This is a genomic window from Ochrobactrum sp. AP1BH01-1 (genome assembly GCF_018066705.1).
GTDB lineage: Bacteria > Pseudomonadota > Alphaproteobacteria > Rhizobiales > Rhizobiaceae > Brucella.
This window is the reverse complement of the sequence record NZ_JAGPOU010000006.1, coordinates 1-14,182: the sequence shown is the minus strand read 5'-3', so window position 1 is coordinate 14,182 and position 14,182 is coordinate 1. Positions and strand designations below refer to the sequence as shown.

Here is a 14,182-nt window from a genome sequence, read left to right as displayed (position 1 = left end):
ATGACGGCGGGTAGCAATGTCACGATTGTGGACGGGACGGAAAAGGACGCGGAATGACCGCACCGCATAATTCTACACACAGTATCGACGCCCGACCGCTTGACCGCCGGGATTTCCGCACCCTTGGACTGTCGGCGATCGGCGGCGCGCTTGAACTCTATGATTTCATTATCTTTGCGTTTTTCGCCAGCACGCTGGGACATCTGTTCTTTCCGCCGGACATGTCTGAATGGCTGGCGCTCGTCCAGACTTTCGGCATTTTCGCCGTTGGCTATCTCGCGCGGCCGCTCGGCGGCATCGTGCTGGCGCATTTCGGCGACCGGTTCGGGCGCAAACGTGTTTTCACCTTTTCCGTCCTGCTGATGGGGGGCGCGACGCTGGCCACGGCCTGCCTGCCCACCTATGCGACGCTGGGTATCGCCGCGCCGGTTTTGCTGACCTTGTTGCGCATCATGCAGGGAATAGCTGTCGGCGGGGAAGTGCCGGGGGCATGGACATTCGTTGCCGAACACGCGCCTGCCAATCGCGTCGGACTGGCCTGCGGTCTTTTGAGTTCGGGCTTCACATTCGGCATTCTGCTCGGCTCGCTGATCGCTGCCCTGATCAACTGGATCTATACGCCGGAACAGGTTGCGGCCTATGCCTGGCGCATCCCGTTCCTGATCGGCGGCATTCTGGGTGCTCTCGGCCTTTATCTGCGCCGCGGGCTGACGGAGACGCCGGTCTTCATTGCCATGGCGAAAAGCACCGAGCAGCGGAAGCGGCTGCCGCTCGGCACTGTCTTGCGCCACCATCGGCGCGGCGTCGTCATTACGATGCTGCTGGCCTGGTGCATGACGTCGGCCATCACGATCACCATGCTGATGACGCCTACCTTCCTGCAGAAGCTCTACGGCTACAGCCCGCTTCAATCGCTGACCGCGACCAGTTTCGGCCTCGTGTTCCAAATAGCCGGGGCAGCTTTGGGCGGCATTGCCCTGGACCGTTTCGGCAGCGGGCGCTTCCTTGTGGCGACGGGCGTGGTCTTCGCCGTCGTCACCTTCACTTTCTACAGCTTCGCCGGCGTTTCGCTCTGGTGCCTGTTTGCTCTATACGGGGTGGTGGGCTGCGTTGACGGAATGGCGGGGGCGACTTCGTTCACCATGGTCCGCGTCTTCCCGGCTCATGTCCGCTTTTCAGGCGTTTCGTTCGCCTACAATATCGCCTGCGCTATTTCCAACGGGCTCACGCCGATGGTGCTGACCGCCGTCATGGCGGTCAATCCTGCTGCTCCTGCCTGGTATCTGCTGCTCATCGCGGCGCTGATCAGCGGAATGGGTTTCTATCTTCTGGCGCGCAGTGACCGGGTGGAAGGCGCAATTGATCTCGACGAGCTGTCGGTAGGGCATGCCATTCCAATGAAGGGCTAAGAAAAAGGGCCGCGTATGCGGCCCTTTTCTTTCGCGTCTAGTGTGCCGCCAGCTTGGCGGCCCCCAGTTCCTTGTCGTGGACAGCGAAGCGGTCGATCATATCGGCGCTGGCCTCGTTGAAGCCGACCACCGAGACGGAGGTGCCGCCGGCCCGATATTTGAGGACGACCTTGTCCAATGCGCCGACCGAGGTGATGTCCCACAGATGCGCATGGCTGACATCGATGGTGATCTTTTTTGCAGGCTTGGAGAAATCGAACGCGGCGATGAAATTCTGCGCCGAAGCGAAGAAAATCTGGCCCTGCACGGTGTAGATGCGTTCGCTGCCGTCGCTGTTTTCGGTTTCGGTGACGCGGAACATTTTGGCGACCTTGCCCGCAAAGAAGACACCGGAGAGCAGAACGCCGACCAGAACGCCTTTCGCCAGATCATGGGTTGAAACGACGGTCACGACCGTTGCCAGCATGACGAAGGATGAAGACGGCGGATTGCGGCGCAGATCGAGGATCGACCGCCACGAGAAGGTGCCGATGGACACCATGATCATGACGGCCACCAAGGCAGCCATCGGGATGATGCGGACGAGATCGTCGAGCACCAGAATCAGGAACAACAGGAAGGCGCCGGCCACGAAGGTCGAAAGCCTGCCGCGTCCGCCGGACGAAACATTGATGACCGACTGGCCGATCATGGCGCAACCGCCCATGCCGCCGATCAGCGCCGAGGCGATATTGCTCGTACCCTGACCGATGCATTCCTGGCTCTTGTTGCTGGTCGTGTCGGTCATATCGTCGACGATCTGGGCGGTCATCAGCGATTCGAGCAGCCCGACAGCGGCAAGGGTGATCGAATAAGGCAGGATGATCTGCAAGGTTTCGAGCGTCAGAGGCACTTGCGGCAATGCAAAAACCGGCAATGCGGATGGCAATTCGCCGAGATCGCCCACGGTGCGAAGGTCCATTCCGGTCCACCAGGCCAGCGCGGTGAGAACCGCAATGGCGACGAGCGGCGAGGGGATCGCTTTGGTCAGACGCGGGAAGAGATAAATGATGGCAAGGCCGCCCGCGATCATCCAATAGGTCTGGATGGGGACATGGATCAGCTCAGGCAGCTGCGCCATGAAAATGAGGATCGCCAGCGCGTTGACGAAGCCGGTAATGACCGAGCGCGATACGAAGCGCATCAGGCGTCCGAGTTTGAGGAAGCCCGCAAGGATTTGCAGGATGCCCATCAGGATCGTGGCGGCAAAGAGATATTGCAGCCCGTATTCCTTGACGAGCGAGACCATCACCACGGCGGTTGCAGCCGTGGCGGCGGAAATCATGCCGGGGCGACCGCCGGTAAAGGCGGAGACGCAGGCGATGGCGAAGGAGGCGAAGAGGCCGACCTTGGGATCGACTCCGGCGATGACCGAAAAGCCGATGGCTTCCGGAATAAGGGCAAGTGCTACGACGATGCCGGAGAGAATATCGCCGCGAATATTGGAGAACCACTCGCGGCGGTAGGCAGCAAGACGTGTCATTGAATTTTCCGCAAATAGAAGACGGGCGTTGAAAGCCGTCCGATTCAACATGGCCGATTGTAAAAATGGGAGATGTTGTTGCGTTGTCTGGCGGATAGGCGGCCAGAAGAGCCACCCGGGCTTTCACCGGGTCCTTGCGAATGCGCTTGTATAAACAAAAACAACGCAGCAGGGCAATAACCCGCTGCGTTTTCTATTGAGCTATATTGAACAGATCAGAGAATCTTCTGCATGAAGGTCAGGTCGAGCCAGCGGCCGAATTTCTGGCCAACCTGTTTCAGCGTTCCGCAATCCTCAAAACCTTGCGATTTATGCAGGGCGATGGATGCGGCATTGCCCGCTTCGATGCCCGCCACCAGCACATGGACATTTCGTTCGCGCGCTTCTTCCACCAGTTCGGCCAGTAATGCGCGACCGATACCCCCGCCGCGCGCGTCGCTCGCCACGTAGACCGACAATTCGGATGAGTGGCGGAAACCCTCGAACGGGCGGAAGGGGCCGTAGCTCGCATAGCCGACGACCCGCTTCTCGCGTTCGGCAACCAGAACCGGGAAACCGTCGCGGTTGCGATTTTCCAGCCACTGGCGGCGGTTTTCCAGGTCGACGAGCGTTTCGTTCCAGATGGCGAGCGTATTCTCAACCGCGTCATTATAGATCGCAAGCAGGGCAGGGAGATCGGCTTCCGTCGCATGGCGGATCACGAGGGTCATTTCAGATGCCTTTATAAAAGAGCGTGGTAGCGCAGGGGCTGCCATCGGGAAAGAGCGCGTAATTGGGAATCACGCCGGCAGGCTGCCAGTCAAGATGCATATAAATCGCTTCGGCGGGGCTGCCGGTGGCGGTATCGAGACAGATCAGCGTTTTGCCATGCATGCGGGCTTGGGTTTCCGCCGCATCCATCAGCTTGCGGGCGAGGCCGAGGCCGCGTGCCTTGCGATGGACGAGCAGTTTTTTCAGGTCGGCGCGATGCGGCTGATTGGGCATTTGCGCAAGACCAAGCTGGACCGTGCCGACAATCTCGCCCTCATGTTCGGCAACGATGAGCAACGTTTCGCCGTTCTCGGTTTGATGGGCAATGCGGGTCCAGTAAGGGATGAAATCCTGTGGTTCGCACGGCGCCATAAAGCCCACCGATGCGCCACCCATGACACAATCGGCTAGGATTTCGGCAAGCGCGGGAATGGCGCGTCTTGCTTCTTCGGCATCAAGAATGTGGATCATCGGTCTGCCTTTCAGGGAACGCTCCGGCGTTCGAGCACAATGGCATAACGCGCAACGGTCGAGCCCGGATTGTGAAAAGTGATGCCCGCCATGATGGGCATATAGAGGCAGTCGCCGGGCTTCAGACTGTAATGCGTGTCGCCGACGGTCATTTCCATCTCACCGGCAAACAGCCACATATGCTGCGTGATACCGGCATTGGCGGTTTGCGGTGCAAAGGAAACCTTGCCGCCAGCGGGAAACTCGACCTCAATCATGTCCACATTCGAGCCGGTGCCGGGAGGAGAGACCGACCGGCGCACATAGCCGGTATCGGGATCGCGCCAGACAGGCTGGCGGTCATGCGGCAGATAGGGCGAGGGCGGGGCTTCCGCATCGCCGAAAAAGGCTGAGAGCGACGTGCCGAGCGCGGCGCAAATGCGCGCCAGAAGCTGCGCGGTGGGGCTTGTCTCGCCGCGCTCGATCCGCGAGATCATGGCGCGGCTCACCCCGGACGCATCGCCCAAGGCCTCCAGTGTCATGCCTTGTGCCAGACGCAGGTGGCGCAGGTTCTGACCAATGGCGTTGTCGAGTTGTTCGATCGTGTTTTCCATTATATTAGAATTAATATCTATTATAATGGAGTCAAGCGATTTCGGAAACGAAAACGGCGGGATTTCTCCCGCCGCATTCAATCTGCTTCTACGATCAAAGCCCGAGGCTTTGGCAATGACCTCTCATCCTGAGCCGGTGCGAAGCACCTTGTCGAAGGGCGAGGGGGGGGGGGGCGCGTGGTTCGCTTTCCCTCGTCCTTCGATCCTTCAAAAATCTCAGGATGATGCGCCGTTTTCAACGGCTCCTCAGGATGAGGGAAGGGACGTCTGCGCTCCAAACCGATCAGCCTTGCGCCTTCAGCTCCAGGCGGCGGCGATGCAAGACCGGCTCGGTGTAGCCGTTCGGCTGTTCGCGGCCCTTGAAGACCAGATCGCAAGCTGCCTGGAAGGCAATAGACGTGTCGAAATCGGCGGCCATCGGGCGGTAGAGCGGATCACCTTCATTCTGCTTGTCCACGACAGCGGCCATGCGCTTCATGGTTTCCATGACCTGCGCTTGCGAAACAACGCCGTGATAGAGCCAGTTGGCGATGTGCTGTGCGGAAATGCGCAGCGTTGCGCGGTCTTCCATCAGGCCGACATTGTTGATGTCCGGCACCTTGGAGCAGCCGACGCCCTGATCGACCCAGCGCACCACGTAACCGAGAATGCCTTGAGCATTGTTGTCGATCTCCTTCTGGATGTCTTCCGGCGTCCAGTTCGGACGGCTGGCGACCGGCACCGACAGGATATCGTCAAGCTTGGCGCGCGGGCGGCTCTTCAGGGTCGCCTGAACGGCGGCAACATCGATCTGGTGGTAGTGGGTGGCGTGTAGCGTAGCGGCGGTCGGCGACGGCACCCAGGCGGTGTTGGCGCCAGCCTTCGGATGCGCGATCTTCTGTTCCAGCATCGCGGCCATCATGTCGGGCATCGCCCACATGCCCTTGCCGATCTGCGCATGACCGGAAAGCCCGCATTCCAGACCGATATCGACATTCCACTGTTCGTAAGCGCCGATCCATGAAGCCTGCTTCATGTCGCCCTTGCGGATCATCGGACCCGCTTCCATGGAGGTATGGATCTCATCGCCGGTACGGTCGAGGAAGCCGGTATTGATGAACACGACGCGATCCTTGGCAGCGCGGATCGCCTCCTTGAGATTGACGGTCGTGCGGCGCTCTTCATCCATCACGCCCATCTTCAGCGTGTTCGGCTTCATGCCGAGCATTTCTTCCGTGCGGGTGAAAAGCTCGTTGGCGAAAGCCACTTCTTCCGGCCCGTGCATCTTAGGCTTGACGATATAGACCGAGCCTTCGCGCGAGTTCATGTGGCGGCCATTGGGGCCGATGTCGTGCAGCGCGATCAGGCTGGTGAAGGCCGCATCCATGATGCCTTCCGGCACCTCATTGCCTTCGGCATCGAGAATGGCCGGGTTGGTCATCAGGTGGCCGACATTGCGGACCAGCATGAGCGAGCGGCCCTTGAGCGTGAGCGTGGAACCGTTCGGCGCCTTGTAGGTGCGGTCGCCGTTGAGGCGGCGGGTCATCTGCTTGCCGTTCTTTTCGAACGTGTCTTCAAGCTTGCCATTCATCAGGCCAAGCCAGTTGCGATAGACGGCAACCTTGTCTTCGGCATCGACGGCGGCAATCGAATCCTCGCAATCCTGGATCGTGCTGACGGCCGACTCCAGAACCACATCGGCGATATGGGCCGGATCGGTCTTGCCGATCGGGTGGTCAGCGTTGACGACGATGTCGACATGCATGTTGTTCTTGGCGAGAAGCACGTTCGTCGGGCCGGCGGCGTCGCCATTATAGCCCTTGAACTGGCTTTCATCCTTCAGCGCCGTTGTCGAGCCATTGGTCAGCTTGATTTCAAGCTTGCCGTCCTTGATTGCGAGACCGGCGACATCGGCCCATTTGCCGGCGGCGAGCGGCGCGCTTTCATCGAGAAAGTTCTTCGCCCAGGCAATGACCTTTTCACCGCGCTTCGGATTGTAGCCCTTGCCCTTTTCCGCGCCATCGGCGTCGGAAATGGCATCGGTGCCATACAGCGCATCATAGAGCGAGCCCCAGCGCGCATTGGCGGCGTTGAGCGCATAGCGTGCATTCATGACCGGGACGACGAGCTGCGGGCCGGCGATATGGGTGATTTCAGGATCGACATTGGCGGTCGAAACCTTGAACTCGCCGCCTTCCGGCAGGAGATAGCCGATATCCTTCAGGAACTGCTGGTATTCGGCCTGCGTGTAGCCCTTGTCACGGTTCTGCTTGTACCAGGCATCGATTTTCGCCTGCATTTCGTCGCGCTTGGCGAGGAGGGCGCGGTTTTTCGGAGCAAGATCGCGAATGATTGCGGCAAAGCCCTTCCAGAATTTTTCCGGCTCCACGCCGGTGCCGGGCGCGGCTTCCTTGGCCAGAAATTCCACCAGTTCGGGGGCAACACGCAAACCTTCGATTTCGACGTAATTGCTCATTGCTTGGCCTCCTTCAGAATAAACGAATGCACTGCCGCATTTTTCAATGCGGCTCCTTCCCGCCTATGAACCGTTTCGGGGCGCTTTCGTCAATCGGTGCGCGGGCACATCATCTGTGACGCTGCGGCGAAAATCATTTCAGAGCTTGAGCTTGGCGCGAATGTCGTCAGGCGTAAAGCCCTGCTCCCGCAGCGATGCAAGCGCCGTATCCATCCGGCTTTTTGACAGTTTCAATCCATCATCGCCCAGTACCAGATCGTGGTGATGATAGTGCGGCTCCGGCAGGCCGAGAAGTTTCTGAAGGAGCCGGTGCACGGATGTTGCGTGAAAAAGATCTCGCCCGCGCACGACATGGGTAATGCCTTGCAGGGCATCGTCCACCACAACAGAGAGGTGATAGCTGGTCGGCGTGTCCTTGCGCGCTATCACCACGTCGCCCCAGCGGGACGGATTGGCAGCGATCTTTCCCGTTTCGCCATCCGGACCCGCTCCGCTTTCATTCCATGCCAGCGGTTCGCCCGCGGCGGCAAGCGCCTTGTCCATATTGAGCCGCCAGGCATAGGACATGCCTGAAGCAATGCGTTCCATCTGTTCCTTTTCGGACAGATCGCGCTCGCCCTGCGGATAGAGCGGCGTTCCGTCCGGGTCGGACGGCCAGTCCTCGCCCTTGGCGAAAGCTTCGCCAATCCGCTCGCGCACCTCGCCACGGCTGAGGAAGGCCGGATAGACGAGGCCCTTGTCGGCAAGTTTGGTGAGGGCGTTGCGATATTCGCCGAAATGCTCCGACTGACGGCGTACAGGTGTTTCCCAGGTCAGGCCAAGCCAGCCCAGATCGTCGTAAATGCCTTTTTCCAGCGCAGGCGTACAGCGCGCGGTGTCGATATCTTCCATGCGCAGGAGAAAACGCCCGTCATGTTCCTCCGCCATACGCGCATTGAGAAGCGCGGAATAGGCATGGCCGAGATGCAATTGTCCATTGGGGCTTGGCGCGAAGCGAAAGACGGGTCGGGTCATGGTCATTAGCCGGAGTCGGTTGCCAGAGTCAGTTGATTGTCATCTGGGTGCATTGCTACGATGTGCCAGCGAATAAAGGAAGACAGTGCGATGCGGCGAATAGACAGTCTGGACGACATTGCGGCGGGGCTTGACGCGCTGGTGCTGACCGATGAGCGGCTGGCGGATATACGCAGCCGCTCCCATGCGGTGCCGCTGCGCCGTTCACCACCCGGTTTTGAGAGTCTTGCCTCCATTATCGTCGCGCAGCAGGTTTCGACCGCCAGTGCGGCCGCAATATGGGCGCGGCTGAAACAGGCGATCGATCCGCTGACGCCTGAAGCTTATATTGCGGGCGGGAAGGAGGCATGGCGTTTGGCAGGACTGTCGCGTCCCAAGCAAAGAACGCTTCTGGCTGTGAGCCAGTCACTTGCCGAAGGTGCTCTGGACTTGCACGGTCTCTGTGACCTGCCCGCTGAGGAAGCGATCGCCGCGCTGACGGCGATCAGGGGCATCGGTCCGTGGACGGCGGAAGTCTACCTTCTGTTTTCTGCCGGTCATCCGGACGTGTTTCCGGCCGGCGATGTGGCGTTGCAGGCGGCTGTCGGCCACGCCTTCGCCCACGAAACCCGGCCCGATGCAGTCGCGCTTCGCAAGCTGGCGGAAGACTGGGCGCCGTGGCGCGGCGTGGCGGCGCGATTGTTCTGGGCCTATTATGCCGCAATCAAGGGACGCGAGGCCGCGCCGCTCTTGTAAATATTGCGTGTTTCCCGAAGCATAAATGCGTTTCCGCTTCACAATCCTGTCACGTCGGGCTTACATTATCCACATCGGCTGATGACGGTATTTCGATTCGCAGAAGCTTGATTTGTCTGCGCATCGCCGCACCGTCTTCACGAGATTGGAGCGTCGTTGTTGCGCCCAAAATGGACGCGCGGCGCTTCGATGAAAGCGCAATTCCGCATGGAGAGCCATTTCGCCCTTTTTCGGAGTTGCTCTGAAGGAGGTGCGCCCTTGAATGTTGCCGTCTCGCCCAGAACCGTCTCGACCAGTGGCTTGCCCGCGCTGGTTCTGAACGCGGATTACCGTCCGCTCAGCTATTATCCCCTGTCACTGTGGTCCTGGCAGGATGCGATCAAGGCGGTGTTTCTCGAACGCGTGAATATCGTGGCGGAATACGATCATATCGTTTCCTCGCCATCGTTCTCCATGCGCGTTCCGAGCGTGATCTGCCTGAAGGATTATGTAAAGCCGCCGCGTTATCCGGCTTTCACGCGCTTCAACGTTTTCCTGCGTGATCGTTTCGAGTGCCAGTATTGCGGTTCGCCGCATGACCTGACCTTTGATCACGTTACCCCGCGTTGCCATGGCGGCGAGACGACGTGGGAAAATGTGGTCGCCGCCTGTTCACCCTGCAATCTGCGCAAGGGCGGCATGATGCCCGCCGTGGCGCATATGTGGCCGCGCCAGAAGCCGGTCATGCCGACCGTGCAGGACCTGCACAATAATGGTCGCCTTTTCCCGCCCAACCATCTTCACGATAGCTGGCTCGATTTTCTGTATTGGGATGTCGAACTGGAACCTTAGTGTCTGTTCCAAAAGTCGCCATGCCGGTCTGCAAATGGCAATTTGTCTGCGTTCCGGTGCTCATGTAGCTTTTATTCGTATATTCTTATCCGAAAAGTCTGCAACTTTTCGGGAATATGCGTAAGTACACTCCGCTCCGGTACTCGAAAATCACCATTTTCGCCACAGCCTGCCGCTTTTCGATTCAAACACTTGAGCACGTTGCGCAAAAGGGCGCAGCGGTCTTGCGATAACGACATGTGATAAAAGAAGAAAACGCCCCTACAGCTTCCCGTTCTTACTTCCCAGTTTTTGCAAATGCGCCGTAGTAGCCGATGGCTGCAAAGAGCAGGCTTGCGACGACGTTCCATCCGGCAAAGGACAGGCCGAGGAAGTGGCCCGGTGCGCTGTCGCATGCTGGCGGATGCGTATTCAGATCGCTCAGCAGATTACCCGCATCCAGCGTGACTTTCATTGTTGCAGCGCTGCAATCCAATGGTCCCGGCCAGTATTTCAGTTCAACGCCGGTATGATAGACGGCAAGGGCCAGGCCGAAGGTCATCAGCAGCGCCCCGATCAGGATCAGGCCGCGTGTCAGGACCGGCGGCCATTTCAAGCCATAAGAGACCCATGCAGCCGCCAGAACCGGGCCCCCGATATAATAAGGCGTGCGTTGTTCAAGGCAGAGCTTGCAGGGCATGAAGCCGGCCAGATGCTCGAAACCCAGTGCCGTGCCGACAGTTGCGGCAAGGCCGATGGTCATGATGCCCGCGGTCCATGCCTGAACTTTGCCAACCGGATTATTGAGTGCAAACGCCATATGGGATTCCCTGAAAAGGCTCTTTAGAGCGGTTGTCGCATGTCTTTATCCCGAAACCGGTTCCCACTTTTGGGAGACATGCTCGAGATAAACATAACACCACAGTTGCAAATTCGTGATGTCGGGCTGCAAAGAGCGCTGTGTCTGTTTTCCGGTGCTCACGTACCTTTAAGTACGCTCCGCTCCGGTACTCGAAAATCACTCCTTTCGCCACGGCCCGACGAATTTGCAACTGTAGTGCTAAGCGAAAAAATCTGCATGTCTCCAAGCAATTTATTTTGACCGGGATTGGGCGAACCGCTCAGGCATGAAGATATTTCACAGCAAAGAAGAGCGCGATCAAGACCACAGCGACCAGACTTGCGATCAGGCCGAGGCGCTTTTCGATGAATCCGCGGATCGGTTCACCGTAACGGCGCAGCAGCCAGGCCAGAAAATAGAAACGCGCACCGCGCGCAACGATGGCCGATGCAATGAACAGCCAGATATTGATGCCGGCTGCACCCGACAGGATCGTCACCACCTTGATCGGCGGCAGGTGCGCCAGGCCGGAGGTGATGAGCATCAGCAGGATGGCGTCGGCGCTGGTCGTGCCGCGCAATTGCTCGAACGTGTCCAGCTTGCCGTACATTTCGAGCACCGGCTTGGCGATCTGTTCATAGGCGTGATAGCCGAGATACCAGCCCGCAATGCCGCCGAGGACGGAGGAAACCGTCGCGATGAAAGCGTAGCGCCAGGCGCGTTCGGGCCTCGCAAGCGCCATGGGCAGAAACAGGACATCGGCGGGGACAAGAAAAACCGAGCTTTCCACAAAGGCAATGATGGCAAGCCACCATTCGGCGGATTTTCTTGCAGCGAGCGAAATCGTCCAGTCGTAAAGGCGGCGCAGCATATATTTTCCGGAGTTCCTTGGCCAAGGCCATATTAGCGGTTGGACCGTCTATAAATAAAAAAGGCGGCGCGAACAATGCGCGCCGCCTTCTTTGACACTGCTTTCAGAGGAACGGAATGGAAAGCAGTGTCTTCTAGCGCTTGTAAGCGCTGCAAATGTATTTGGTTTCGAGATATTCCTCGATGCCGTATTTGGAGCCCTCACGGCCGAGGCCGGACTGCTTTACGCCGCCAAAAGGCGCGACTTCGTTGGAAATGAGTCCGGTATTGTGGCCGACCATACCGTATTCCAGTCCTTCGCTGACACGGATCGCGCGGCTGAAATTCTCCGTATAGAAATAAGCGGCCAGCCCGAAGATCGTGTCATTCGCCATGGCGATGACTTCTTCTTCCGTGTCGAAGGCAAAGAGCGGGGCCAGCGGACCAAAAGTTTCTTCCTTGGCGACGATCATGTCCGGGGTCACGCCCGTCAGGACGCCGGGTTCAAAGAACAGCCCACCCAGTTCCTTGCCGCCGGTGATAAGCTTCGCACCCTTGGAGACGGCATCGTCGATATGTGCCTTGACCTTGGTGATGGCCTTCGGCTCGATCATCGGCCCGATGACGACGCCCGGTTCGGTGCCGTTGCCGACCTTGAGTTCCTTGACCTTGGCCGCAAGCTTTTCGGCGAACTTGTCGTAAATCCCGCGCTGCACGTAGATGCGGTTGGCGCAGACACAGGTCTGGCCCGCATTGCGATACTTGGAAATCATGGCGCCGTCGACGGCGGCATCGAGATCGGCATCGTCGAACACGATGAACGGCGCATTGCCGCCAAGCTCCAGCGAGATGCGCTTGATGGTCGGGGCGCACTGCGCCATCAGCAGGCGGCCAACTTCCGTCGAACCGGTGAAGGAGAGCTTGCGCACGGTTTCATTGCTCGTCAGTTCGGCGCCGATTTCGCGGGCCTTGCCGGTTACGATCTGCAGAACGCCTGCCGGGATGCCGGCCTTTTCGGCCAGGACCCCGAGCGCCAGTGCCGTCAGCGGCGTGAGGTCGGCGGGGCGAACGATCATGGTGCAACCGGCAGCAAGGGCAGGCGCTGCCTTGCGTGTGATCATCGCGGCGGGGAAGTTCCACGGCGTGATGGCGGCGGTGACGCCGACCGGCTGGCGGATGACCGTCAGGCGCTGCCCGGCCTGCGGGGCAGGGATGGTGTCGCCATAGACGCGCTTTGCTTCCTCTGCGAACCATTCGATGAATGATGCGGCATAAAGAACTTCGCCGCGGGCTTCAGCAAGCGGCTTGCCCTGTTCGGATGTCATGATAAGAGCAATATCGTCGGCATTGGCAACGATGAGATCGAACCATTTGCGCAAGATGGCCGCGCGTTCCTTGGCGGTCTTGGCGGCCCATGCTGGAAAAGCCTTTGCCGAAGCGTCGATAGCTTCCTTGATGGTCGCGACGGAAAGGGAAGGAACCGTGCCGATGACCGAACCGTCTGCCGGATTGGTCACGTCGATCTTGGCTCCGTCCGTGGCGTCTATCCAGCGCCCGTCAACAAGGCATTGCGATTTGAGCAGCAAAGGGTCTTTCAAAGCGAGCATAGTGGTTTTCCATCCCAGTCTTGCAGAGAAAGCGTGTTCAGTATATTGAACAGCTTACGATATTTTGAATTAAACAGGCCGCCGCTACCAAAGTCAAACGGTTAATCATGCGGTCGATGAGGCGAATGGCAAGGCTATGACGAAAACGGCGAGTGACGAAGAGAGTTCCCAGAAACTGGTGCCGGCAGTTATGCGTGCGGCACAAATCATGGATCAGATCGCGAAGTTCGCGCAGGAGGGCGGCAAGGGATCGGCGGATGGGCTCAAGCTTTCCGATCTCGCCCGCCGGACCGGTTTGCCGAAAAGCAGCGTGCATGGGCTTTGCCAGACGCTGGTGCATCTCAAGCTGTTGAAACTCAACAGCGACGGAAGCTTTGCGATGGGGCCGCAATCGGTGCGCTGGGCCAATGTGTTCATGGCAGGCAGCGACATCGTTGATGCATTTCATGAGGCGGTTGCGGAGGCGGATGGCCTCGGCGCACATACGTTGACGCTCTCGCACCTCGAAGGCCCGGATGTCATTTATCTCTCCTGCCGCAACTCGGCAGCGCCGCTGGGGATCACGTTCCGTATCGGCATGCGGGTTCCTGCTGTTTTCACTGCGACCGGCAAGGCCATGCTGGGAGCAATGTCGCCACAGGAACTGGCACGCCATCTGCCGTCCGAATGGCCGGAACTGATTACACCGGCGAGCGCGCCTTCGCTCAAGGTTCTGGAAGCCGAGATGGCGGAAGCAAGAGCAAGAGGCTATTCGCTGGATAATGGCCAGTTGCGCGAAGGCATGTTTTGCATTGGCGCAGCGATCTGCGACAGGCCATTCCATCCAGCAGCCGGCATTGCCCTATCGATGATGGCTGCCGAGGCGCGCCCCGATATTATAGAAGACATGGGCAGGCGAGTGCGCGCATTGGCGAATGATGTGGCGGACCGGATGGGATGGCTCTCCGCCTAAGCCGGGATGGACGCGTATATAAGGGGCCGCTTGAGTGGCTTTGTCTTGTTCCTTGGCTGTGGAAAGAATTTTTGGAAAAAGTTATGATTGGTCGTTGACAGTTTTGTTAGGTGGGGTCTATATGGCGCCACAACGAGGGCGGCGACGCTGCTAGCGGCAGACTGATGCGTCCCT

13 protein-coding genes and 1 other annotated feature are annotated in these 14,182 nt (G+C 59.0%); of the genes, 4 read left to right on the top strand and 9 right to left on the bottom strand.

Annotated features, from left to right (window positions below; genetic code table 11):
* The first annotated feature begins 53 nt into the window (after positions 1-53).
* Entirely contained in the window at positions 54-1,409 is a 1,356-nt protein-coding gene (locus J9800_RS19820; RefSeq protein WP_114216865.1) for an MFS transporter, read from the top strand.
* 37 nt (positions 1,410-1,446) lie between these two features.
* Here the strand turns inward: J9800_RS19820 and J9800_RS19815 are convergent, their stop codons facing one another.
* From J9800_RS19815 to gluQRS, 6 genes are all read right to left on the bottom strand, one after another.
* A complete protein-coding gene (locus J9800_RS19815; protein WP_114216864.1) occupies positions 1,447-2,931 on the bottom strand; it encodes a SulP family inorganic anion transporter in 1,485 nt (494 codons plus the stop codon).
* Positions 2,932-3,012: 81 nt separating this feature from the next.
* Positions 3,013-3,068: a sequence feature (sul1 is cis-regulatory element that is thought to sense ions involved in sulfur or methionine metabolism; They are found in Alphaproteobacteria), on the bottom strand.
* A 78-nt stretch (positions 3,069-3,146) separates the two neighbouring features.
* Entirely contained in the window at positions 3,147-3,641 is a 495-nt protein-coding gene (locus tag J9800_RS19810; protein ID WP_114216863.1) for a GNAT family N-acetyltransferase, read from the bottom strand.
* Between the two features lies 1 nt (position 3,642).
* Complete coding sequence (locus J9800_RS19805; protein WP_114216862.1) at positions 3,643-4,152, bottom strand: GNAT family N-acetyltransferase; 510 nt, start codon at positions 4,150-4,152, stop codon at positions 3,643-3,645.
* Between the two features lie 11 nt (positions 4,153-4,163).
* Entirely contained in the window at positions 4,164-4,745 is a 582-nt protein-coding gene (locus tag J9800_RS19800) for a helix-turn-helix domain-containing protein (protein ID WP_114216861.1), read from the bottom strand.
* Between the two features lie 283 nt (positions 4,746-5,028).
* Complete coding sequence (locus J9800_RS19795) at positions 5,029-7,200, bottom strand: malate synthase G (protein WP_114216860.1); 2,172 nt, start codon at positions 7,198-7,200, stop codon at positions 5,029-5,031.
* Positions 7,201-7,338: 138 nt separating this feature from the next.
* Positions 7,339-8,214 carry a tRNA glutamyl-Q(34) synthetase GluQRS gene (gene gluQRS, locus J9800_RS19790; protein ID WP_114216985.1) on the bottom strand — a complete coding sequence of 292 codons (876 nt, stop codon included), beginning with the start codon at positions 8,212-8,214 and terminating at the stop codon, positions 7,339-7,341.
* Between the two features lie 90 nt (positions 8,215-8,304).
* On the opposite strand from gluQRS, the gene J9800_RS19785 reads away from it, so the two are divergent.
* Entirely contained in the window at positions 8,305-8,949 is a 645-nt protein-coding gene (locus J9800_RS19785) for a DNA-3-methyladenine glycosylase family protein (RefSeq protein WP_114216859.1), read from the top strand.
* A gap of 258 nt (positions 8,950-9,207) precedes the next feature.
* Positions 9,208-9,780 (top strand): HNH endonuclease, encoded by a 573-nt coding sequence (locus tag J9800_RS19780; protein ID WP_114216858.1) that lies wholly within the window; start codon positions 9,208-9,210, stop codon positions 9,778-9,780.
* 277 nt (positions 9,781-10,057) lie between these two features.
* On the opposite strand, the gene J9800_RS19775 is transcribed toward J9800_RS19780, so the two are convergent.
* The 3 genes from J9800_RS19775 to J9800_RS19765 form a co-directional block, all read right to left on the bottom strand.
* Complete coding sequence (locus tag J9800_RS19775) at positions 10,058-10,579, bottom strand: disulfide bond formation protein B (RefSeq protein WP_114216857.1); 522 nt, start codon at positions 10,577-10,579, stop codon at positions 10,058-10,060.
* Between the two features lie 301 nt (positions 10,580-10,880).
* Positions 10,881-11,471 (bottom strand): YqaA family protein, encoded by a 591-nt coding sequence (locus tag J9800_RS19770; RefSeq protein ID WP_114216856.1) that lies wholly within the window; start codon positions 11,469-11,471, stop codon positions 10,881-10,883.
* A 133-nt stretch (positions 11,472-11,604) separates the two neighbouring features.
* Positions 11,605-13,056, bottom strand: coding sequence for an NAD-dependent succinate-semialdehyde dehydrogenase (locus J9800_RS19765; protein WP_114216855.1), 1,452 nt, complete (start codon positions 13,054-13,056; stop codon positions 11,605-11,607).
* Between the two features lie 136 nt (positions 13,057-13,192).
* Here J9800_RS19765 and J9800_RS19760 point away from each other — a divergent pair, with 136 nt between their 5' ends.
* A complete protein-coding gene (locus tag J9800_RS19760) occupies positions 13,193-14,008 on the top strand; it encodes an IclR family transcriptional regulator (RefSeq protein ID WP_114216854.1) in 816 nt (271 codons plus the stop codon).
* The last annotated feature ends 174 nt before the right edge of the window (positions 14,009-14,182 follow it).